Genomic DNA, 22,119 nt, shown 5'->3' with positions numbered 1-22,119 from the left:
AAAAAGAATATCACTGTTAAACATCAGTAATATCCCTCAATTTTATTATTTAGCAAAAACTTCAAACACCCCAATTAGAATTAGTAACCATCCTGAAATTGCTGTGGAGTACACGCCAATATATGTTTTTGAAAGAAGGGCACCAAAATGAATTCCCACTCCCACAGTTATAAAGGAAAAGGTTCCAATCGAGATAACCGTCCATATAGCTGAAATACCGTTCGCTCCAATAGCGATTCCGCCTGCTAAACAGTTTGCCGATAAAACAAATCCAAGTGTCATTGCCTCTCTGATAGAAATAATGTAATTTTTATCTTCATCAAACACTTCAGGATTTTTCGCGATGCCATTTTTGGAAAGGCGATTAGAGAATAACGTATATACTCCAATAGCACACAGCAAAAGACTTCCTAAAAGATTGGCCGTGTGCGGAGAAATATACTCTACTACTGTACTACCAGCCGTAACTGCCACGTAAGTGACAATCATTGAAATAATAGCAATAACTGCGTTCGATATAATAGGTATCTTTACTCGTTTAACCCCATAGGCAAGGCCAATCCCTAGATTATCTAAATTGGCAGCTATACCAATCAAAATAATGGTTATCCAATGCATGATTTCCCTCCTGTCAATAATGCCCTGGCATAATTGCGTCCAGATTTTTATCGAACCCGCTTGAAAAGCTCCTCTGAAGCAAGTTAATACGTTTACCCATTTTCTATCATATGAAGAGTAAATTTTGTTTTAATGGGCGTTCATCTGCGAGTGCGGTTTAATCCGAGGGGGCTGGTTGGGGGGCTTTTTTCCGCGATAGCACGCGGTTTTTCCGCGATTCAAGCACTTTTTTCCGCGGTTGCACGCGGTTTTTCCGCGATTCAAGCACTTTTTTCCGCGGTTGCACGCGGTTTTTCCGCGATTCAAGCTCATTATTCCGCGTTAGCACTCGTTTTTTCCGCGAAGCAAAAAACCACCTACTGTATGAAATGATTTTCTACAGTAGATGGTTCTTCAATAATCTTATTTAACAAAATACTCTTTAACTTGGTCTAACATAATATTAGCAGCTAGAATGCCTCCTGCAGTATTCCAAATGACATCATCCACTTTATGTGCGTTGCCTTTTTGGACAGCAGTTAGGTTTTTCCAAAGTGGATCTTGTGTCCACTCTTGTTCAGTTGCTAACGCAGAATCATCACCGGTTGGCATGTATGTGAAGTAGAAAATAACATCGCCATCCATTTGAGGAATTGCTTCTTTTCCTAAATCAATAGCCAACTTCCCTAATTTTGCATCGCCTTTAAATAAGTCTGCTTGAGCTGGAACACGTTTAAATCCTAATTCATCAAAGATGACACCTGAGAATGAATCAGTGTAATAGATGCGAGATTTATCTGCCATAAAACGTACGAACGAAATTTCCTTATTCGTTTGATCACCAAGTTCTTCTTTAAGTGCTTGTAATTTATCTTCGTAGGCTGTTAATACTTCTTCACCTTTTGTTTCTTGATTCACTGCTTTTGCATATAACTTAAAATTCTCTTTCCAGTCACCGCGTAATGTTTCTGAAAAAATTGTTGGAGCAATTTTGCTAAGTTTCGCATAATCTTTTTCTTGTCTTAGTTTATTACCAATGATTAAATCGGGCTTTAACGAAGCGATTTTTTCAATATTAATTTCATGTTCAACACCAACTACTTCTACACCGTCCATTTGATCTTTGATATGATCATACCATGGATCACCTGACCAAGATTGAACAGCACCTACTGGCTTAATTCCTAAAGCTAAAAGTGCTTCAGTACCTTCATTTGTTAATACAACTATACGTTTTGGTGTGTCTTTTACCTCAGTAGTCCCCATTGCATGTTCGACACTGTAAGCATTGCTTTCTTTTGAACTTTCTTCCTTCTCGTTATCTTTAGAATTGCCACACGCTGCAAGAACAAAAATAGCCATAACAGCTAGCAATACTAATAACTTTTGAAATGCTTTTTGCATCTTTTTTTCCCCCATTGTATATGATAGAATTGTTTGGTGATAATGATTATCATTTTTATTAAGAACGAAATCAATATTATTGTAAGAATTTATTACTGTCAATATATTTTTAATAAAATGCAAGTACATTCTATATAAAAGAAAGAGTATGAAATTATGATTTTAAAAAATAATTCTTCAAAATCTTTAGCGTTAATAGTAGGAACGCTTCTCTTACTTATTTGCATGGGAATAAGTATTGTATATGGCTATGCAAATACCTCCATTCAAACGACGATTGAATCTTTTACCCAGTTTAATAATTCTAATGAGCATATTATTATTCAAAATGTTCGTATTCCTAGAGCTTTAATTGCTACATGTGTGGGTGCTTCCTTAGCTATTACAGGGGTACTTATGCAGACATTAACAAAAAATCCACTAGCATCACCCGGAATTTTAGGAATCAATACGGGAGCTGGCTTTGCAGTTGTATTTGCAATGATTTTCTTCCATATTTCAGCTTTACAATCTTTAGCATGGGTGGCATTTTTAGGTGCCGCAATTGCTGCTCTATCAGTTTATGGCATTAGTTCATCTGGACGAGATGCCGTAACACCAGTCAAAATAACGTTAGCTGGAGCCGCAATTAGTGCACTTTTCGCTTCTTTTACACAAGGTTTACTTGCAACAAACGAAGCAGAACTTGAGCAAGTACTGTTTTGGTTAGCTGGATCTGTACAAGGGAGAAAGCTAGAGATTCTAATGTCCGTGTTACCATATTTAGTTATTGGGTGGATTGCAGCTTTACTTATCTCTTCTAAAATGAATGTTCTTGCTCTCGGGGATGATATAGCAAAAGGCCTCGGCTTACCACTAGGAATGATGAAATTAGCAGTTGGCATTATTGTTATTTTTTTAGCAGGTAGTTCAGTTGCAATAGCTGGTCCTATAGGATTTGTTGGAATTGTAGTACCCCATTTTGCGCGAAAGTTTGTTGGTACTGATCATCGTTGGCTTATTCCGATGGCTGCTATATTAGGTGGGATTCTTTTACTGTTAGCAGATGTGACAGCACGCTATATTATTATGCCTCAAGAAGTGCCAGTTGGCGTAATGACAGCCATGATTGGCACACCATTCTTTATTTACCTTGCGCGAAAAGGTGGAAAAAAATAATGAAACAATTAAAAACAGTACGTTTACTACAAAATAAAATATCCTTTTTACTAGACGTAAATGCTTCTAAAAAGCTAACTTTTATTAGCATCATCGCACTATTTGTTTTTTTCTTCAGTGCATCATTTGGTGATTCATTTATAAATCCGTTAAAAGTAATGCAAACGATAATCGGACAAGGTTCTGATTTCGATCAATTAATTATTATTGACTTTCGACTGCCAAGAATTTTTATTGCAGCGTTTGCAGGTATGGCTTTAGCTGTGGCAGGTGCTATTTTACAAGGTCTTATTAAAAACCCACTTGCTTCACCAGATATAATCGGTATTTCTGCTGGTGGTGGAGCTGCGGTAGTTGGTTTTTTAGCTATTTTCAGTGACTCCAATCATTCATTAACAGTTAGTATTGAATGGCTGCCTCTTGCCGGTTTTATTGGAGCTACTGTCGTTGCATTTATTGTTTATATATTTGCTTGGAAAGATGGTGTGACCGCAACCCGTCTTGTATTAATTGGTATCGGGGTTTCAGCTTTTATGCAGGCTATTACGACAATGTTGATGGTTATCGGTCCTATTTATCAAGCTAGTGAAGCCAATAAGTGGATTACAGGTAGCGTCAAAAGTGCAGATTGGAATCAAGTTCAAATTATAGTCCCAATCATTATAATCCTTCTGCTTCTAACAGTCTTTATTACTCGACAGTTAAATGTGCAAGAATTGGGTGATGACACAGCTGCAAGTTTAGGTCAAACTGTACAAAAAACTCGTTTTTTCTTATTACTACTGAGTTCAAGTCTCGTTGCTAGTGCCATTTCATTTGCAGGAGCTATTGGCTTCGTCGGCTTAATGGCACCACATATTGCAAGACGGATTGTAGGTCCAGCATTCGGTGTATTAATTCCAACATCCGCTGCTATTGGTGCTTTATTAGTAATGGTTGCAGATATTATTGGACGCACTGCATTTAGTCCTTTAGAAGTGCCAGCAGGAGTGTTTACAGCTGCTATTGGTGCCCCTTATTTCATCTATTTATTATTGAGAAATCCTAGAAAATAAAGGAGTCAAACTCATGACTAAAACTTTAGAAACTAAATCACTTACACTAAATTATGGTGATTCCAATATTATTGAAAATCTAAATTTATCTATCCCTATGAATGAAATTACTGTTCTGATTGGTGCCAACGGGTGTGGGAAATCTACGCTTTTACGCTCAATTGCTCGTTTATTAAAGCCTAAACAAGGCACGGTATTATTAGATGGACAAGACCTTTTTAAATTATCCACGAAACAAGTAGCTAAAAAGCTTTCTATTCTTCCTCAATCACCAGTAGCACCAGAAGGGTTAACAGTTTTACAACTTGTAAAACAAGGTCGTTACCCTCATCAAAGCTGGCGAAAACAATGGACAGAAAAAGATGAAGAAATCGTGTTCAACGCCTTAAAAGCGACGGGCGTGGATCATTTACAGGATAAACCAGTGGATGAGCTTTCAGGTGGTCAACGTCAGCGCGCTTGGATTGCTATGACGCTAGCTCAGGATACAGATATTATTTTGTTAGATGAACCTACCACTTACTTAGATTTAACACATCAAATTGAAATTTTAGATTTACTCTTTGAATTAAATAAACAAAATAGAACAATCGTTATGGTTCTACACGATATTAATTTGGCATGTCGATATGCTGATCACATTATTACGGTGCGTGATCGAGGCGTTTATCAAGAGGGAAAGCCTGAAGATATTATGACAACTTCATTAGTAAAACATGTTTTCGATTTAGAATGTCAGATGACAAATGACCCTATATACGGTACGCCTTTATGTATACCCTTCGGTAAAGGAAGGATTATCTCTTAATTAAAATAGCGGTTATTAATCAATATGCTCTTACTTCTAGTAAAAGGTCCATTCCCAAATAAAGTGTATTCGTCATCAAAAAATGAACCGTCCTTATCCTTCTCATAGTTAAAGAGACGATTCATTTCTTGATTGCTATGCTTGACACGCATTATCTTTATTTCTTTTTAATAGACGGGAAAATACTACTAATAATGGCGCCTATAACAATGAAAAATATGACGATAATGAAAATTGGAAAAATAGCATCCCCATTCAACATATGTACACTCCCTTTGTGCTGTGCCACTCTTTTCTTACATCTTCTATTCTAGTATAAGGATGCACCTATTAATTGCTACCTTTCTGCCTTTCATAAACCGTTAAAAGAGCATCTGGAAATAAAACTCCATTTCCAGATGCTCTTATTTAAAGTAAAGGAGGTTGCAATCGTCTTTTCACAATTGAGAAGAAAGAAGCACTGTCCTTTAATTACAAGATAATGTCACACTGCCAAGCACATCGAAATCTGCTACAACTGTATCCCCTGGCTGAAAAGAAATCGCCTCAGACATCGCACCACTTAAAATAATATCGCCTTTTTTAAAGCCTTTTCCTACCTTGGCTAATTCTTTCACTGCCCACACAATGGCAGTAGCAGGATGCCCTAATACAGCAGCGCTTGAGCCTGTTTGCTCCACAGCGCTGTTTTTACTTAGTACCATGCCGATTTGCCCCAAATCAAGCATGTGAGGAGAAACCCACTTACTACCAACAATAAATTTCGCCGAGGAACAATTATCTGCGATAACATCTGCTAATGTAAAGCGAAAATCTTTATAACGGCTATCTATTACTTCAAGGGCAGGTGCGACGTACTTCGTTGCCTTTACAACATCCGCCTCTGTAACCGCCTCCCCCGCCAAATCCTCACCTAAAAAAAAGGCAATCTCAGGCTCAACTTTCGGATGAATGAGCTGTGAAAATTCAATCGCTTCCCATTCTAGTGCGAGCATATCACTATGTAAATAGCCATATATCGCTTCATTGACTCCCATCATCTGCTGCTTTGCTTTACTCGTTAAACCTAGCTTCACGCCCACTTGCTTCGTGCCATTCTCCTCTAGCTTGCGCGCTAATAAAGCATCCTGTATACGATAAGCCTCCTGTATCGTCAACTGTGGGTAGTCGTCTGTCAGCTTAATGACTTCCTTTACATCACGCTCTGCCTCATATAAATAATCAACCATTTTTTGCTGATTTATTTGTACCGTCATTTTCACACCTCAATTTGCCTTTTTTTTGTGAGCTCAGCAGCGACATCGATAATCATATCCTCCTGACCACCTACTACTTTTTGTTTACCTAATTCGATAAGTATATCGCGTGGATCAAGACCAAATTTCTTCCCCGCACGCTCTGCATGAAGCAGGAAGCTTGAGTACACCCCTGCATACCCTAACACTAAGCTCCCCTTTCGAATTTCCTGCGAGCCTGGCAAGAGAGGGCCTACAATATTTTCTGCGACATCCATCATTTTATATAAATCAATACTTACATCTATTCCCATGCGGTCTAGCACAGCTAATAACACTTCTGTCTGAGTATTCCCTGCACCTGCTCCTAAACAGCGCACACTCCCGTCAATACGTGTCGCTCCTTCCTCTATAGCAACGACCGTGTTCGCCACTGCCATAGATAAATTGTTATGAGCGTGGAATCCTACCTCTATTTGCAACGATTGTCGTAAAGCGCGCACACGCTCACGCACCTCATGCGGCAGCAATGCGCCCGCAGAATCTGTTATATAGACAGCTTCAGCACCGTAGCTTTCCATTTTCTTCGCTTGCTCCACTAACTTTTCCACAGGTGCAGAATGAGCCATCATTAAAAAACCTACTGTCTCCATCCCTAGCTCGCGTGCCTTGCTCATATGTTGAGCTGACACATCCGCCTCTGTTACATGTGTAGCAACACGCACTAAGCGAGCACCTAAGTCATTTGCCTGCTTCAATTCGTGTACAGTACCAATCCCTGGTATTAACAGCACAGCAACTTTTGACTTGGTACATGCAGCAACAGCTGCTTCAATGAGCTTCATCTCATTAACGAGCGATTTGCCATACTGAAAAGTGGAGCCTCCAAGGCCATCTCCGTGACTTACTTCTATATAATGCATGCCTGCATCATCTAACCCTCTCACAACATCTCGTACTTGCTGCTCTGTAAATTGATGTGCCACGACATGACTCCCATCTCGGAGGCACACTTCTGTTAATCGAATTGGTTTATTAACTTGCGAATTCATGTATTCTGCCCCCTTTCTTAATGTGTCTCTAATGTCGTTCTCTCTAACATGGCCCGCGCAAAATCTTCCGCAACACGTGTCGCAGCAGCTGTCATAATATCTAAATTCCCTGCATATGAAGGGAAATAATCTCCTGCACCTTCTACTTCTATAAAGATTGTTACACAGTTGCCATCAAATAATGGCTCCTGTCTTAGACGATAGCCTGGCACATATGCCTTCACTTTCTCTACCATTGTATAAATAGAGTCGCGAATTTCCTCTTCTTTCATATTTTTCACTTCACAATAAATAGTGTCTCGCATAAGGATAGGTGGGTCTGCCGGATTTAAAATAATGAGCGCTTTTCCAGTATTTGCTCCACCTACTTCTTCGATTCCACGGCGCGTTGTAATCGTAAACTCGTCAATATTTTCCCTCGTCCCTGGACCTGCACTTAAGCTTGAAATAGTCGCCACAATTTCTCCATATATAACATCTGCAACTTGGTTGACCGCATAGACGATTGGAATCGTAGCCTGGCCACCACACGTAATCATATTGACATTGTGTAAATCGAGTAAGTTTTCCGTAGTCCCCACTGCCGGACAAAAGAACGGTCCTCTTGCTGCTGGTGTTAAATCGATCGCTAAAATCCCTAGCTCCTTCAATACTTTCGCATGGCGTACGTGAGCTTTCGCTGATGTGGCGTCAAATACTATAGCCGCCATGTTAGGATTGGCAACGATAGCTTCGATGCCATTTGAATATGTCGCATACCCTTTCTCTGCTGCACGCTTCAAACCTTCTGATTGTGAATCTATCCCAATCATCGCCACAACTTCAATCACTTCACTGCGTTCTAATTTATAAAGCAAATCAGTGCCTATGTTTCCTGTGCCTAGTATAGCTGCTTTGATTTTGCCCATATCCTTCTCTCCTTTCACATTATTCAAAGTGAACCGTTACTGTACCGATGCCCCCAAATTTTGCTTCAATACTATCTCCAGCATTTACTGCAAGTGCCGCAGATAAAGCGCCAGGTAATATAAGCTCGCCCTTTTTAAGTGTGATGCCAAACTCATGTAATTTATTTGCCAACCAAGCAATAGCGTGTGCCGGGTGTCCCAGTGCAGCAGCCCCTGCCCCTGTCGCGAGTAGCTCCCCATTTTTGTAAAGTGCCATACTTGCTGTCCGTAAATCAACTTCATTTACCTTCGTCTTTTCATGCCCGACGATGACCTTTGCAGATGAGCCATTATCAGCTACTGTATCAATTAATTTAATGCGCCAATCCTCAACTCTGCTATCAATTACTTCAATTGTCGGCACGATATAGTCAGTAGCCATCATGACATCGAGAAAAGTTACATTCGGTCCTACTAAATCCTCTCCTAGTACGAAACCAATTTCCGCCTCAATTTTTGGGGAGAGCATGCTAGTAACTTTTACAATAGCTTCATTTCCAAACACCATATCATCTAATAAATGACCATAATCTGGCTCGTCTACATGGAGCATTTTTTGCATAGCTACGCTTGTTAAACCAACCTTTTTACCAACTACGTGTCGACCTTCGTCCAGCTTCATTTTTACTGTTTCAAGCTGTATTTCATAAGCATCCTTTATGCTTAAGCTTGCATCCGACTCTGTTAAAGGAACGATGCTTTGCATTGTTTTTTCAGCTATCAATAATTGTGTGGCGTATTGCTTAATTTTCTCTGACACCACCATTCACTCTCCTTAGTAAAACAAACAAAAGGCGGTTGCTATACCAGCTTTTGTTTGTTTATTCATTCCTTATTTTTTTACGGTAATTGTTTTTGTTTCACTATAGAACTCAAAGCTATGACGACCGCCTTCGCGCCCAATACCACTAGCTTTAGCTCCACCAAACGGGGTTCTTAAATCCCGCACATACCAGCAATTCACCCATAATAAGCCCGCATGAATTTGGGCTGTCACACGCTGTCCTCTCCGTAAATCATTCGTCCATACTACCCCTGCTAATCCATAAATAGAATCGTTCGCTATCTGAATAGCATCTTCTTCTGTTTTAAATGGAATAATGACAGGGACAGGACCAAATATTTCCTCTTGAGCAACGCGCATACGATTATTGACATCGTACAAAACAGTCGGCTCATAGAAGTTCCCTTCAGGTAGTGAAGCGACAGCCTTACCGCCGTAAGCTAGTTTCGCCCCTTCAGCTAGACCAATTTTCACATACTCATCTACGAGCTTTAAATGCCCCTTAGAAACTAAAGCACCCATATCTGTTGTCATATCGAGGGGGTTTCCGACTTTAATTTGTTTCACAGCTGCCACGAATTTATCTAAAAACTGATCATAAATACTTTCCTGCACTAAAATCCGGGAGCCTGCTAAGCAAATTTCTCCTTGATTGCGATAAATGGCTTCGATTGATCCTGCTACTGCTTCTTCTAAATCAGCATCTTCAAACACAATATTAGCTGATTTCCCACCAAGCTCTAACGAAACTGGGATTAAATTTTGAGCAGCATTACGCATAACCGTTTTTCCTGTATTTGATTCACCCACGAAGGAGATTCTCCTCACAGCAGAGTTTGTCGCCATTTCTGTTCCTACAATACCACCTGGACCTGTCAAAATATTTAGCACACCTGGAGGTAATCCCGCCTCATTCGCTATTTCTCCAAGCATGATGGCACTTAGCGGTGTATAAGAGGCAGGCTTGATTACAACGGTATTACCTACAGCAAGAGCAGCAGATGCCTTCCACGTCATTTGCATAAACGGCAAGTTCCACGGAATAATTAAGCTTGTCACACCGACTGGGGCATATTGCACATATGAAAAATGCTTGCTTTGATCATAATGCTCGTGCGTCATATATTTCGCCATCTCAGCGAAGAAACGGAAGTTAGCAGCCGCTCGCGGAATATCAAATTCAAGACTCTCCCGTATTGGCTTACCTACGTCTAACGTTTCGACATAGGCAAGTTTTTCAACATTCTTCATTATTAAATCAGCCATTTTGCATAAAATCCGCGAGCGTTCCTCAACAGGCATCTTGCTCCATACACCACTAGCAAAAGTTTTATGTGCAACTTCTATTGCGCGCTTTGCATCCTCTTGTCCGCCATTTGCTACTGATGCTAATATTTCATTTGTAGCGGGATTAATCGTATCGAAAGTTTCACCTGATAAGGCGTCTACATAATGGCCACCAATGAATAGCTTGGCATCTTTTAAATATTTTTCTTCGATTACTTTTTCATTAATCAATGCCACTCCTCCTATTCTTCGATTTCAATAATCATCTCTATTTCGATTGCTGTATTATTAGGTAATTGAGCCATTCCAACAGCAGAGCGCCCGTGCTTACCCTTCTCTCCAAATACCTTCCCAATTAAATCTGAGGCTCCGTTCATTACTTTAGGCTGCTCAATGAAATCCTCCGTGCAATTTACCATCCCTAATACTTTGACAAATTGCTTCACTTTACTTAATTCGCCTATTTCATGTTTTACTACACTGAGTAGGTTTAGCATCGATTGCTGTGCTGCTAAATAGCCTTCTTCTGTCGTCAAATCTCTCCCTAGCTTACCGTGGTACTGATCCACACCCTGTCCTGCTGTAAATAAGAGATTGCCTGTCCTTACACAACCTACATAGTCTCCCCAAGCTGGACGTAAAGGTGGTAATTCAAGTCCTAACTGTGTAAGTCTTTCTTCTGGTGTCATGATTTGATCTCTTCCTTTATCTCGATATTTAAAAAGGCTAAGGCATTTCTCCCTAAAATATCCCTTCTTTGATCTTCTGAAAGATGAAGTGTCTCATCCACTATCTTCCCCGGTGGTATTTCTCTTAATAAGAAGGGATAGTCTGAGCCCATCACAATTTTGTCTGCTCCAAATCGGTCGATTAAATATTGAAGATTTAGCGGGTCATAATTTAAAGAATCGAAATAGAAATTTTTCGCATAATAGCTCGGTGGTTTACTCGTTAAGCGTAGATGCGGCCATACTTTCCACCCTTGATCTAAGCGAGGTAAAATATAAGGAAAAGAGCCGCCACCGTGTGCAAAACACACTTTAAGTTTTGGGAATTTTTCGATAACTCCGCCGTTAATAAGACTAGCAGCAGCAAGCGCAGTTTCACTTGGCATCCCTACCGTGTACATAAAATTATGGCGCGGCATTCGGTCCTTCCCGAGCGTTTCCCACGGATGAATAAATAAAGGCACTTCCCATTTCTCCGCCATTTCGAAAAATGCTGTAAAAGCTGGGTCGTCTAAATTTTTGCCGTTTACATTCGTCCCGATTTCGATGCCTTTAAGCCCTAGCTCATGTATGCAACGATCCATTTCACGAATAGCTACCTCTACATTTTGGAGTGGCACTGTGCCAAGACCGATGAATCGCTTCGGATATTGCTTCACCGTATTCGCAATAAAGTCGTTTTGAATACGAGCCATTTCCTCTGCCGCATGTGGTTCCGCCCAATAGGAAAACGTCACAGGAATCGGGGACAATACTTGTATATCCACCCCTTCAGCATCCATATCCTGTATGCGTTTTTCCGGGCTCCATACTTGGTCTGTCACTTCTCTAAACACTTTACCTGCTACCATAATATTCGCACCACATGTACATGTTTTTTCTAATGTTGGCCAGCGCTCTCCGCCAAACTTCTCCACAAAGTTAGGAATATCCTCTGGAATAATATGAGTATGGAAATCTACTCGCATTGCCATAAACTCACTTCTTCGGACATTACATGACCGCAATTTTTACATGTGCGCAGCTCTAAACTACCATTGAATTCTTCGATTGCACCTTTTACTTGTGTTTCGATATCTGTTAATTGCACCGTTTTTTTGTGCATTTGTTGATCGCAGTTTTCACAGAACCATACGAAGTCCTCTAGCTCTCCCTCTGCCCGCTTCCTTTCTACGACAAGTCCAAATGTGTCGGCAATTCGATGAGGAGAGTGCGGCACATTCGCTGGTAGCATGAACACTTCCCCTTCTTTTATTGTAATCACTTCACGCTTTCCTTCATTAATTATCTCAACGAAGCAATCGCCTTTAATTTGATAAAAGAACTCATCAGATGGATCGACATGGAAATCTCGACGGCGATTAGGTCCGCCTAAAATCATACAAATAAACTCCGAATCCTCCCATAGCACTTTATTGTTAACAGGTGGCTTTAAAGAGTCCTTATTTTCTTCGATCCATTTTAATAGATTAAATGCTTGTAATTTTGCCATACGAAATCCACTCCTCTAAAATTTTATATTTATGTTTTTTTATGGATTTTAATACTGTACTGAAATTGCTTACCGACTTCAATTACCATGTGCCTACAGCTAAATAATCCCGCTTCCTGAGCTCTCTGTGGTATCTTCTACAATAACTGAAGATTTCGTGTTTTTCGTGTTCGCCTTCTTCCAGAAGAAGTAACAAGCTGTAATAAAGATTAACCAAGGGAATCCGAGTGTTAATGTGGCTTTAAAGTCTGGTGAGAACCATGTTGATAGTACAACAGACGTTAACAGGACTGCACCGAAAATTGTTAAGTACGGATAACCAATCATTCTTACCGGTAATTTGCGCCCGTTCGTTTCATTCCATTTTTTACGGAAGAACAGGTGTGTAATAAAAATCATAAACCAAGCAAACATCGCACCAAAGCTAGAAAGCGAAATCATCGTTGCAAAAGCCGCATCCGGTCTGACAACTGTAAAAATTGTCGCGATGGCGATACCGATAACAGAAGCAAATAATGCAACAGAAGGTACGTTTTTACTATTTAATTTCCCTAATACTTTCGGCGCGTAGCCACCTCTTGATAAAGAAAACATCATACGTGTAGAAATATATAATTGACTATTCATCGCAGAAAGCGCTGCTACAAGTACGACGAAATTCATAATAGCTGCTGCTCCTGGGATATTCATAATTTCCATTACTTTTACGAATGGACTTTTATCGATTCCTGCCATCCCCCATGGCACAATCATCAGCATTAAAGATAGCGTTAATAAGTAAAACAGTACCAGTCGAACAACGGCTGAACGAAGCGCGATCGGCACTGCTTTTTCCGGATCCTTTGCTTCACCAGCACTAACAGCAATCATTTCAATACTTAAATAACTGAACAACGATACAAATATAGCAATCCACATTCCCCATACCCCATTAGGGAAAAAACCACCGTCATTTGTATAATTTTGAGTACCAATAGCTGCGCCACTATCCGCGCCAACAATGATATATACTGCTAGAATAATAAATCCAACAATCGCAGCTACTTTAATGACTGAAAACCAATATTCAACAGCACCAAATAATTTGACCGTTGTTGCATTCACATACATAAGCACTGCTGCAAACAAGATTATCCAAACGATGGCAGGCACGGTCGGAAACCAATACTTCATATAAACGGCTACAGCTGTAACCTCCGTCCCGATTGCACATACTAAACTAAACCAATACGAATAGCGTACCGAAAAGCCAGCCCATGGATTAATATACTTCTCTGCATAGGCACCAAACGACCCTGTCACTGGATGAGCTACAGTCATTTCTGCTAAGCAGCCCATGAGTAATAATGCAATTAATGCACCGATTGTATAGCTAATAATGACACTCGGTCCTGCCAGGCCTATCGCCAAGCCACTCCCTAAAAATAACCCGGTCCCGATTGCTCCCCCAATGGCAATCATCGTCAGCTGGCGTGTTGTTAAGCTCTGACTTAATCCCTTTTCTCTTTCAACGATATCTTGCAAACGATTGTCTTGTGACATACATTTTCCCCCTTTGATATTGTCGTTTAAGATACTACATTTCTTTCCTCCCCATACTTTTCATATTGCTTTTCTGTCACGATTGCCTTTAATATTTCGACGGTTTCCCACACCTCCTCGAATGACGTATAAAAGGCGATTGGTGCGAGACGAATAATGTTAGGCGGTCTAAAGTCTGGAATGACGCCCTTATCAACTAAAGCTTTGCAAATTCGAATCGCCTCTTCATGCTCTAAGCAAACATGCCCCCCTCGTCTATCATCTTCATTTGGATTGCCAATTGAAAAGCCAAGCTCAGTTAGCTCTTGCTCGATTAAGTCCATCATATAACGTGTAAGCTTTAATGATTTTTGACGAATATTTTCGATACCAGCCTCCGCAAACATTTCTAATGAGCCGATAATAGGGGCTAAGCTCAGCACGTGCGGTGTACCCATTTGAAATGCCCCTGCAGTTTCTTCCACATCTAATGTATGTGCCATATCAAACTGTTTATCTTTTTTGGAGCTGTACCAGCCAGCTAAGCCAGGATGAATGCCGAAATGTTTTTTATTCACATACAAGCCAGCGACTGAACCAGGACCACCGTTGAGATACTTATAGTTACACCATATAGCAAAATCAACATTCCACTCACTGAAGTAATGCGGAATTGCCCCAATGGAATGACAAGCATCAAAGCCAATGCAAATACCTCTCGCGTGTGCTTCGGCAGTTAAGCGTTTTATATCTAGTAGCTGACCACTTCTGTAAAGGACAGTTGGCAGCAATATGAGCGCTATCTCATCTGTCATCGCTGCGATAATATCCTCTTCTAAAATTAGCTTGCCATCACGACTTTTCACACGTACTAAATGCTCATCTGGATTATAGCCTTTTAACTTTATTTGACTCTGTAGCGCATAAATATCTGATGGGAATGTTAATTCATCAGCTAAAATTTTTGTTCGTTGCCCTTCTGGTTTATAAAATGTTGCGACAGCTTGATGAATATTGGAAGTCGTTGAACCGGCAATAATGACTTCGTTTTTCTCAGCTCCGATTAGCGGTGCACACATTTCACCGAGCTTCTCTGAAATGAAAAACCATGGATACTTACCAGTTGTCCACCCTTTAATTCCGTATGCTTTCCACGATTCCATTAATTCACTGACATTTCGCTCGGCTCTTTTGGACATTAAACCTAAGGAATTGCCATCCATGTAAATAACACCTGATTGTAAATAAAATTCATCGCGGTATGATCGAAATGAATCATTCGCATCATATTGTTTTGCATGTTCTTTGTTGTAAACGCTTTCTCTAGTCCCCAAAATTCTTTCCCCCATTTTTTAAATTTTCTGAATATGTTCATAGTCTAAAATAAAGTTGACATAGTGTCAATATTATTTTTACCAAATTTTTTCAACGTCATTTGTAAAAATATTTCTAATGGGCTATGATTAATTGAAATAAATCATTGGATTATCAAGCAATAGCACGCTTATTATAAATAAAACAAGTCATAACTTGGAGGTCATTTAATGAGTGAAGAAACGAAGCAAATCGACGGAAGAAATATGCGCTCTATCGCAACGAAACAAAAATTATTGGATGCCGCGCGTGACTTATTCTACGAATTTGGCTTTAAAAAAACTACTATTACTCAAATTATTAAGAGAGCAGAAACTGGTTATGGGACGGCTTATGTACACTTCAAAGGAAAAGATGAGATTTTAATCGCACTCATGGAAACAGTCATGCAAGAATTTCTTGATATGGCCCACACACCTTTCTTACCTACTAGCAAAGAAGAAGCAAAAGAGCTTGTCCTGAATCAAGTCACTGCTTTTCTAACGATGGCAAAATCCAATAAAGATATCATGAAAGTATTCGCAGAAGCGATTAGCCTTTCCCCTGCCGTGAATGAAAAGTGGGATGACATCCGAAAAACGAACATTCATTTTATTATCCGCGATATTACATATGCACAAAGTCAAGGCTTAGTACGGTCAGATTTAAAAATCGATATCGTCGCACGCTCATGGTTTTTAATCAATGAAAACCACCAATGGGACCTCGTCCGTGATGATACGTCCGAGTCTATTGAGGATATTGCTTGGACGATTACAACGATGTATATCGATGGGTTATACAAATAAAAAAACCAGATTAAGAACTGACCTAGTCATTTGAGATACATAGAAAACAACCTCATTAGGCTGCTTGCTTCCCAAATTCTAGGGGAGTTAAGTAGCCTAATTTTTCTTGTATTCGTTCCTCCTTCTATTTTTTTAACTTTTTGAAGACTTTCGCCATAGAAAAACACCTCCCAAATGATTTACATATAGCAAGCCCATTTTAGAGGTGTTTTATATTGTCTTATGATTAGGTTAGTCCATCGGAGATTCATCTTAATCTGGTTTTATATTTTGTTTTAGATCTAATTTTAGCGAGCGTAGTAGGATAGAAGACTCAAATTTATGAAAGTCTAAATATTCAGAAAATAAAAAGTTGACACTGTGTCATATATAATTGTAGTATTTATTTAGTTCCGGAACAACTAAATTTCACAATTTTTCAGCTTCAAAATTTGTCACCTATACAATCTACATGTCTTTAGTAAAATGCTTTAAAAAATTCATAGATTTCTAGGGGGATTGCGTTGATGAAAAAATTTAAGTTACATCCTTTTCTGAGTAATTTAGCTTTTACCTTTCTTATGATGGGCATTATTTTCTTCTTGTCTTTAGGCACTGTCTTAGCGAACGATGAAGCTAAAAAAGAAGAAAAGCAGGAAGCACCGCGGACAGGTCTGAACAAATTTGCACCTGATGCACCGCTGCCAAAGGAAAAGGAAGGCACGACAAAGCTTTTACCAGGTGAACCAGAAGAGCCCACGCCTGACAGCTGGGGCTATGATGCGAAGACAGGGATTTTCACTCACCCAGCCGCAACACCGGATAATGAAGGTCCACAACCATTTGAAGGGAGTTTGCCTTATCTAGATCAAAATCAATATACGAAAAATATGAATGTAGAAGCATTCTATCCATACGTTATTGGTTGGGGACATAGCTGGCAAGCTACATTCGATCTAGACGGTCGTCGCTATTTATACGATCTTGAAACAGATATGTACAATGTATTCGATATTACAGATCCTAAAAATGCCAAGCGTATCGCCAATAAATTAATTGACACAGATAAGGGAGACAAACGCTTCGGTCCAATGACAGTAAAATACAATAAAAAGTTGGACAAAACAATTGCCGTTCAATGTTACGAAGTACCGCGTTATGGTGTTCTATCGAATAAGTATGAATACCCTGAGCAAGTAAAGGCTATTAAAGAAAAAGAAATGCTGCGTGGATTCCGCATTTTCGAAGTCACAAGCCCATTATTTTCAGAATGGAATCTGCTATCTGAAACACCTTTAGATGCGAAAGCAAATGCAAGTGACCTTGTACAAGAAGGCTCTGGCTGTCAAGACGTACCTGTCTATGATGGTGGAGATTATTTATTTGTTGCAGGTGCACCTGATGATTCCTTCATCAATACAGAGTATAAAAGCTATTTATACTCAGGCGCACAAATGGCCTTTGATATTTCAGACCCATCTAATCCGAAACGTCTTTCAACTTGGTGGGTGCCAGGTCAACGTGTAGGCGAAGAAGAAGCCTATAACAAAAACCCCCGCGCTGGCAACAAAACAACATGGATGGGCGCTCGCATGCCGCTATTCATTCCGACACCTGTAGAAAAGGGTGGCAAGTACGGCTATGCAGCAATGGGTGGCTTTGGATTTTATATTGTCGACATATCCGACCCGGCAAATATGAAAACGGTTTCACATATTGAGATGCCAATGAGTGTTAGCGGTACTGAAGGGGATAATATTGACGTTTCCAAAGTCGAAAGCACAGGCATTGTTTACTATAGCGGCTATCCACTTAGCGAAGATTGCCATGAGCCTTATAAGGAAATTTACGCAATCGACGTCAACGATCCGCTTCAGCCTAAAATCATTAGTACGTTAAAACGCCCGACACCGCCAGAATCAGCACCATTCACAGACTTTTGCCAACGTCGCGGCAGCTTTGGACCGAAGCGTAGTGGCTATGCAACCATTAACCCAGGTGTTCCGAGCGACCAATATATCCCTTATGCCTTCTACAATGCAGGTGTCCAAATTTTTGACGTAACCAACCCAACGGAATCAACAATCGAAGCATACTTTGTACCGAAGATGTCTGGAGAAATTCCAAATGAAGATGGCACAACTACGACAAGCGATCATTCTAATCCGGTACACGGCATTTTCGTCGAATGGGACCGAAATTTAATTTGGGCATTTTCAAACCATGGCATGTATGTCCTATCTACACCTTTACTCGGTGACCCGGTCATCGGTTTACCGAAGCCTGTAGAGGAGAAAATACAAACGCAAAAAAGTAAAAAGTAAATTTTAAAAACCGAACGACTATTGTAAAGTCGTTCGGTTTCTTTAGTATTTGGTGCTTACCCATAGATTACATAAACGTTTATTCCTTTATTTGTCGATGCTTCAAATCTAAAAATATAAAACTTCAAATATTTTATTGCTTTGCTGGAACAAACCCATTTTCCACTGCTTCTTCCTCAGTACAAAACATTTCTTCTGCTACTGTATTGTCATAATCACGTTGACCAGGCATGTGGTATATTTTATTACCTTTTGAATTAATATTCCCTTTAATTTTACAGCTCTCATTACTGCTAGTAATATTTGAATCATCTTCATCTGCTTTAGATTGTTTTTCTTTTTTCACAGCATCATCATACGCTTCTTTATCATAACCGCGATTTGTTACATAGTCTTCAACTGACCAAATACCAATGGCAGATTGTTGCGCAGTTTTTTGAATAGACTTAAACCAATCTACATGCTTTGTATTTGGTTCGTAAATATATGCCACGCGTGCTAATCCATTTTTCAATAGTTGCTCTTGAACACTAATACCATCTTTCGTATAAATATATGCTAGTAATCTTTTATATTTATCTCGATAGGACACATCGAATTCTAAATAAACCGTATCTTGACCAGCTAATAATTGCTTGGTAAATTCTTTCGCTTCAGGTCCGAACGGTTGGACACCTAACGTTTCATGATTCGTTTCAGGCGTATCTACAAGTAGAAAACGTACTTTTTCAGAGCTACCATTATATTTTATTCTTATTGTGTCGCCGTCAATTACATCCTGTAGCTCATATTCTTCAAATTTACTTATATCATGCTTTTCAGCAGTTTCCTTTGTTGAAGCTACAATTCCTTGTATATCTTCAGTTTTAACACTATCGGTGCTTGATTCTTCTGTACATCCACTAATAAGCAATGTTGAAAAAAACAACACGAATAATAATTTTTTCAATTCAATATCCTACTTCCTTAAAATTAAACTATATTTTTAAATTCCATACTCCTATTTCTCAACAATCAAAAATCCCCAGTTAATTTAAACTGAAGATTTAAAAATTTATCTGAATATTAAATACAAAACAACAGCAAAAATAATTGTTCCGCTAGTGATTAACGTTTTAATATCTTTGTCACTCATTTTCAGTACCTCTCTTCTTACATCATTATTACAAAACTTTATTTAATTATATTATCAATAAAGTCGACTAATATCACAATGAATTTGATTTGTCTTCTGAAGAATTTTTCAAGTATACTCCGAGTATCACTCTACCAATAAAAAATCTTCCGTCTCAAATAAAATATCAAGTTATGTTATTCAAGTTATGTAGAGGGTGGAAAATTGCTAATAGGTCATAAAAATCATTCAACACTATAACGTCCAAGGGTATTACTGCCGTTGATTTCCGTTACGGGCGGCGCTTTCCGCGGGCACAACGTAAGCCGCAACCCTCGCTTACGCGCGGTTTGTTGCGTCTTACGTTTTGTGCTGTTCCCGCAGGAGTCGACGCCCTTCACTTCAATCAACTTAATAAGCAATGTAAACAGGCTACTTTCAATAAAAAATTTGTGGTCATGGGATAAAAAGGTTTAGTCGAAATAAATATTAAAGACTTCTGTCGTTGATTTCCGCTACGGGCGGCGCTTTCCGCGGGCACATACGTTAGCCGCAACCCTAGCTTACGCGCGGTTTGTTGCGTCTTACGTTTTGTGCTGTTCCCGCAGGAGTCGACGCCCTTCACTTCAATCAACTTAATATGCAATGTAAACAGGCTACTTTCAATAAAAAATTTGTGGTTATGGGATAAAAAGGTTTAGTCCAATTAAATATAAAAGACTTCTGCCGTTGATTTCCGTTACGGGCGGCGCTTTCCGCGGGCACATCGTAAGCCGCAACCCTCGCTTACGCGCGGTTTGTTGCGTCTTACGTTTTGTGCTGTTCCCACAGGAGTCGACGCCCTTCACTTCAATCAACTGAACATTGGTGGAGAAATTCTACTTTATGACTACCAACATGAAAAAACAACAAAGGGCATCAAGATTGAAACTTCTTGATGCCTTTGTCGACATTTTATGCTCCCCCAAAACTTTTTGAGGAGTTCTTTATTTAAACAACATTTTAAATTTCATTATGTGGTTTTGGTTTTGGACCAAGCTCTTCTGGCTCAATATCTGCAAATGTTTCGCCTTCTTCTTCCAAGTCACGCATACGGTGAGCAATACGTGAGGCTGCGGAAGCTGCAATACTGCCAACTAAATCATCTAAAAATGTATTAACATGATGTCCTGGCTCTGTGTCGAGTTTTTTTATGATACCGATTTTTTGTTTATCTAAATGTCCAAATGTTGTTACAGCTATACTTCCATATGTAAACACAGACCCCAGCGCAATTGTTTCATCTACTCCGAATAATCCTTCATCGGATTCGATAATTTGTTGAAGAGGTGATGATAATAGCCCTTTTTCAGCTAATTCATCTAGCTCTATTCCAACTAATAGTGCATGCTGGACTTCACGTTTACGCAATACACGTTCAACCGAATGAATACAATGCTCTAATGTTAACCCTACATTGTAGGATTTTTGCATTTCATAAACAATTTCAGCAATGTCCTCTAACTCTACACCACGACGAATTAGTGCAGCTTGAGCTGCTTTCGCCACTTCTTCTGAATGTACGCGAATACTTTTATCATGCATAACTAACCCTCATTTCAGATTTTTTGCTAGTATAACGCTAGCCCAACCTATTATACCTTTACTTACGTAATATGGTACAATTTTGTCACAAACACATGAAGGAGTGTCATCATTGGATAAGGGAACTGTACAAGATTTAAAATTCTATAGTGAAGCATTGCAGGAGGAATTAGAGCTATATATTTATGTCCCTGCTAATTATTCTCCACTATACAAATATAATATTTTAATCGCATCAGACGGTAAGGACTATTTCCAACTAGGAGGTATTACAAAACTAGCCGATGAACTTATCGATGACTATGAAATCGAGAATTTAATCATTGCATTTGTTCCATATAAAGATATTAAAGATCGCCGTCATAAATATATTCCGAGTGGTGAACAACACGAAGCTTATTTGCGCTTTTTAGCACATGAACTTGTTCCTTATTTAGATGCTGAATATGCAACGTACCAGATGGGTATGAGTCGCGCTGTCATTGGTGATTCTATGGCTGCAACCGCTTCCTTAATGGCTGCTTTAAAGTATCCAAGCATTTTTGGAAAAGTTATTTTGCAATCACCTTATGTTGACGAAGATGTACTGAAAGCTGTTGAACACTTCAAAGATCCGGGGGCAATTTCTATTTATCATATCGTTGGAAAAAACGAAGATAAAGTCGTGACAATGGATAAAACTGTAAAAGATTTCTTAACACCAAATCGTCAGTTGCATAATCTTATGTTAAGCAAAGGCTTTTCTACATTTTATGAAGAGTTCGATGGAAATCATACATGGAAATATTGGAAACCTGATTTAAGACGTGCATTAATTGAAAATTTCAATTAATGTTGGGCGATTCAAATTACGTATTTTTAATTTTCTGTTATACTTAGATAGAAAAA

The 22,119-nt window shown here is 39.3% G+C and carries 20 protein-coding genes; 6 read left to right on the top strand and 14 right to left on the bottom strand.

Annotated features, from left to right (window positions below; genetic code table 11):
• Window positions 1–45: 45 nt before the first annotated feature.
• Window positions 46–618, bottom strand: a complete 573-nt coding sequence (locus tag ACIQXJ_RS00405) for a manganese efflux pump (protein WP_403048464.1) — start codon at window positions 616–618, stop codon at window positions 46–48.
• Between the two features lie 402 nt (window positions 619–1,020).
• Complete coding sequence (locus ACIQXJ_RS00400; RefSeq protein WP_403048462.1) at window positions 1,021–2,001, bottom strand: ABC transporter substrate-binding protein; 981 nt, start codon at window positions 1,999–2,001, stop codon at window positions 1,021–1,023.
• Between the two features lie 156 nt (window positions 2,002–2,157).
• Between ACIQXJ_RS00400 and ACIQXJ_RS00395 the strand changes: the two genes are divergently transcribed.
• Genes ACIQXJ_RS00395 through ACIQXJ_RS00385 form a run of 3 tightly spaced genes read left to right on the top strand, consistent with a single transcriptional unit; the run spans window position 2,158 to window position 5,022 of the window.
• Entirely contained in the window at window positions 2,158–3,159 is a 1,002-nt protein-coding gene (locus ACIQXJ_RS00395; protein WP_403048460.1) for a FecCD family ABC transporter permease, read from the top strand.
• Window positions 3,159–4,214: a FecCD family ABC transporter permease gene (locus ACIQXJ_RS00390; RefSeq protein WP_403048458.1), complete on the top strand. Its 1,056-nt coding sequence runs from the start codon at window positions 3,159–3,161 to the stop codon at window positions 4,212–4,214. Before ACIQXJ_RS00395 ends, ACIQXJ_RS00390 begins: the two co-directional genes overlap by 1 nt.
• Before the next feature lie 13 nt (window positions 4,215–4,227).
• Complete coding sequence (locus tag ACIQXJ_RS00385; protein ID WP_403048456.1) at window positions 4,228–5,022, top strand: ABC transporter ATP-binding protein; 795 nt, start codon at window positions 4,228–4,230, stop codon at window positions 5,020–5,022.
• A gap of 467 nt (window positions 5,023–5,489) precedes the next feature.
• Here the strand turns inward: ACIQXJ_RS00385 and ACIQXJ_RS00380 are convergent, their stop codons facing one another.
• The 10 genes from ACIQXJ_RS00380 to kynU all read right to left on the bottom strand — a co-directional run bounded on the left by ACIQXJ_RS00380 (window position 5,490) and on the right by kynU (window position 15,402).
• Window positions 5,490–6,278, bottom strand: coding sequence for a 2-keto-4-pentenoate hydratase (locus tag ACIQXJ_RS00380; protein ID WP_403048454.1), 789 nt, complete (start codon window positions 6,276–6,278; stop codon window positions 5,490–5,492).
• A 2-nt stretch (window positions 6,279–6,280) separates the two neighbouring features.
• A complete protein-coding gene (gene dmpG / locus ACIQXJ_RS00375) occupies window positions 6,281–7,309 on the bottom strand; it encodes a 4-hydroxy-2-oxovalerate aldolase (protein WP_403048452.1) in 1,029 nt (342 codons plus the stop codon).
• Window positions 7,310–7,326: 17 nt separating this feature from the next.
• Window positions 7,327–8,217, bottom strand: coding sequence for an acetaldehyde dehydrogenase (acetylating) (locus ACIQXJ_RS00370; RefSeq protein WP_403048450.1), 891 nt, complete (start codon window positions 8,215–8,217; stop codon window positions 7,327–7,329).
• A gap of 19 nt (window positions 8,218–8,236) precedes the next feature.
• Window positions 8,237–9,022 (bottom strand): 2-keto-4-pentenoate hydratase, encoded by a 786-nt coding sequence (locus ACIQXJ_RS00365; RefSeq protein WP_403048448.1) that lies wholly within the window; start codon window positions 9,020–9,022, stop codon window positions 8,237–8,239.
• Window positions 9,023–9,088: 66 nt separating this feature from the next.
• On the bottom strand, window positions 9,089–10,558 hold the full coding sequence (locus ACIQXJ_RS00360) for an aldehyde dehydrogenase (protein WP_403048446.1): 1,470 nt from the start codon (window positions 10,556–10,558) through the stop codon (window positions 9,089–9,091).
• 11 nt (window positions 10,559–10,569) lie between these two features.
• Window positions 10,570–11,016 carry a RidA family protein gene (locus tag ACIQXJ_RS00355; RefSeq protein WP_403048444.1) on the bottom strand — a complete coding sequence of 149 codons (447 nt, stop codon included), beginning with the start codon at window positions 11,014–11,016 and terminating at the stop codon, window positions 10,570–10,572.
• Window positions 11,013–12,023: an amidohydrolase family protein gene (locus ACIQXJ_RS00350; protein ID WP_403054787.1), complete on the bottom strand. Its 1,011-nt coding sequence runs from the start codon at window positions 12,021–12,023 to the stop codon at window positions 11,013–11,015. Before ACIQXJ_RS00350 ends, ACIQXJ_RS00355 begins: the two co-directional genes overlap by 4 nt.
• Entirely contained in the window at window positions 12,014–12,547 is a 534-nt protein-coding gene (locus ACIQXJ_RS00345; RefSeq protein ID WP_340826248.1) for a 3-hydroxyanthranilate 3,4-dioxygenase, read from the bottom strand. The genes ACIQXJ_RS00350 and ACIQXJ_RS00345 overlap by 10 nt, the downstream gene beginning before the upstream one ends.
• Before the next feature lie 99 nt (window positions 12,548–12,646).
• The gene (locus ACIQXJ_RS00340) at window positions 12,647–14,089 is read right to left on the bottom strand and encodes an amino acid permease (protein WP_403048442.1); all 1,443 of its coding nucleotides are present in this window, start codon (window positions 14,087–14,089) and stop codon (window positions 12,647–12,649) included.
• 26 nt (window positions 14,090–14,115) lie between these two features.
• Entirely contained in the window at window positions 14,116–15,402 is a 1,287-nt protein-coding gene (gene kynU / locus ACIQXJ_RS00335; protein WP_403048440.1) for a kynureninase, read from the bottom strand.
• A gap of 210 nt (window positions 15,403–15,612) precedes the next feature.
• On the opposite strand from kynU, the gene ACIQXJ_RS00330 reads away from it, so the two are divergent.
• On the top strand, window positions 15,613–16,230 hold the full coding sequence (locus ACIQXJ_RS00330) for a TetR/AcrR family transcriptional regulator (RefSeq protein WP_340826251.1): 618 nt from the start codon (window positions 15,613–15,615) through the stop codon (window positions 16,228–16,230).
• 506 nt (window positions 16,231–16,736) lie between these two features.
• The gene (locus ACIQXJ_RS00325) at window positions 16,737–18,533 is read left to right on the top strand and encodes an LVIVD repeat-containing protein (protein ID WP_403048438.1); all 1,797 of its coding nucleotides are present in this window, start codon (window positions 16,737–16,739) and stop codon (window positions 18,531–18,533) included.
• Window positions 18,534–18,666: 133 nt separating this feature from the next.
• Here ACIQXJ_RS00325 and ACIQXJ_RS00320 read toward each other — a convergent pair whose 3' ends face one another.
• On the bottom strand, window positions 18,667–19,482 hold the full coding sequence (locus ACIQXJ_RS00320; protein ID WP_403048436.1) for a thermonuclease family protein: 816 nt from the start codon (window positions 19,480–19,482) through the stop codon (window positions 18,667–18,669).
• Window positions 19,483–20,649: 1,167 nt separating this feature from the next.
• Window positions 20,650–21,231, bottom strand: coding sequence for a phosphatidylglycerophosphatase A family protein (locus ACIQXJ_RS00315; RefSeq protein WP_403048434.1), 582 nt, complete (start codon window positions 21,229–21,231; stop codon window positions 20,650–20,652).
• 112 nt (window positions 21,232–21,343) lie between these two features.
• On the opposite strand from ACIQXJ_RS00315, the gene ACIQXJ_RS00310 reads away from it, so the two are divergent.
• The gene (locus tag ACIQXJ_RS00310) at window positions 21,344–22,063 is read left to right on the top strand and encodes an alpha/beta hydrolase (protein WP_403048432.1); all 720 of its coding nucleotides are present in this window, start codon (window positions 21,344–21,346) and stop codon (window positions 22,061–22,063) included.
• The last annotated feature ends 56 nt before the right edge of the window (window positions 22,064–22,119 follow it).

The organism is Lysinibacillus sp. NPDC097868, assembly GCF_044761135.1.
Taxonomy (GTDB): Bacteria; Bacillota; Bacilli; order Bacillales_A; family Planococcaceae; genus Lysinibacillus.
This window is presented reverse-complemented; position numbering and strand designations above follow the sequence as displayed.

Bases quoted from the DNA above. Each gene is read 5' to 3' on its own strand.
- ACIQXJ_RS00370 (WP_403048450.1), bottom strand. From the start codon at position 8,217: ATGGGCAAAATCAAAGCAGCTATACTAGGCACAGGAAACATAGGCACT.
- ACIQXJ_RS00400 (WP_403048462.1), bottom strand. From the start codon at position 2,001: ATGCAAAAAGCATTTCAAAAGTTATTAGTATTGCTAGCTGTTATGGCT.
- ACIQXJ_RS00385 (WP_403048456.1), top strand. From the start codon at position 4,228: ATGACTAAAACTTTAGAAACTAAATCACTTACACTAAATTATGGTGAT.
- ACIQXJ_RS00365 (WP_403048448.1), bottom strand. From the start codon at position 9,022: ATGGTGGTGTCAGAGAAAATTAAGCAATACGCCACACAATTATTGATA.
- dmpG (WP_403048452.1), bottom strand. From the start codon at position 7,309: ATGAATTCGCAAGTTAATAAACCAATTCGATTAACAGAAGTGTGCCTC.
- ACIQXJ_RS00345 (WP_340826248.1), bottom strand. From the start codon at position 12,547: ATGGCAAAATTACAAGCATTTAATCTATTAAAATGGATCGAAGAAAAT.
- ACIQXJ_RS00330 (WP_340826251.1), top strand. From the start codon at position 15,613: ATGAGTGAAGAAACGAAGCAAATCGACGGAAGAAATATGCGCTCTATC.
- ACIQXJ_RS00325 (WP_403048438.1), top strand. From the start codon at position 16,737: ATGAAAAAATTTAAGTTACATCCTTTTCTGAGTAATTTAGCTTTTACC.
- ACIQXJ_RS00315 (WP_403048434.1), bottom strand. From the start codon at position 21,231: ATGCATGATAAAAGTATTCGCGTACATTCAGAAGAAGTGGCGAAAGCA.
- ACIQXJ_RS00355 (WP_403048444.1), bottom strand. From the start codon at position 11,016: ATGACACCAGAAGAAAGACTTACACAGTTAGGACTTGAATTACCACCT.
- ACIQXJ_RS00390 (WP_403048458.1), top strand. From the start codon at position 3,159: ATGAAACAATTAAAAACAGTACGTTTACTACAAAATAAAATATCCTTT.
- ACIQXJ_RS00380 (WP_403048454.1), bottom strand. From the start codon at position 6,278: ATGACGGTACAAATAAATCAGCAAAAAATGGTTGATTATTTATATGAG.
- ACIQXJ_RS00395 (WP_403048460.1), top strand. From the start codon at position 2,158: ATGATTTTAAAAAATAATTCTTCAAAATCTTTAGCGTTAATAGTAGGA.
- ACIQXJ_RS00350 (WP_403054787.1), bottom strand. From the start codon at position 12,023: ATGCGAGTAGATTTCCATACTCATATTATTCCAGAGGATATTCCTAAC.
- ACIQXJ_RS00405 (WP_403048464.1), bottom strand. From the start codon at position 618: ATGCATTGGATAACCATTATTTTGATTGGTATAGCTGCCAATTTAGAT.
- ACIQXJ_RS00340 (WP_403048442.1), bottom strand. From the start codon at position 14,089: ATGTCACAAGACAATCGTTTGCAAGATATCGTTGAAAGAGAAAAGGGA.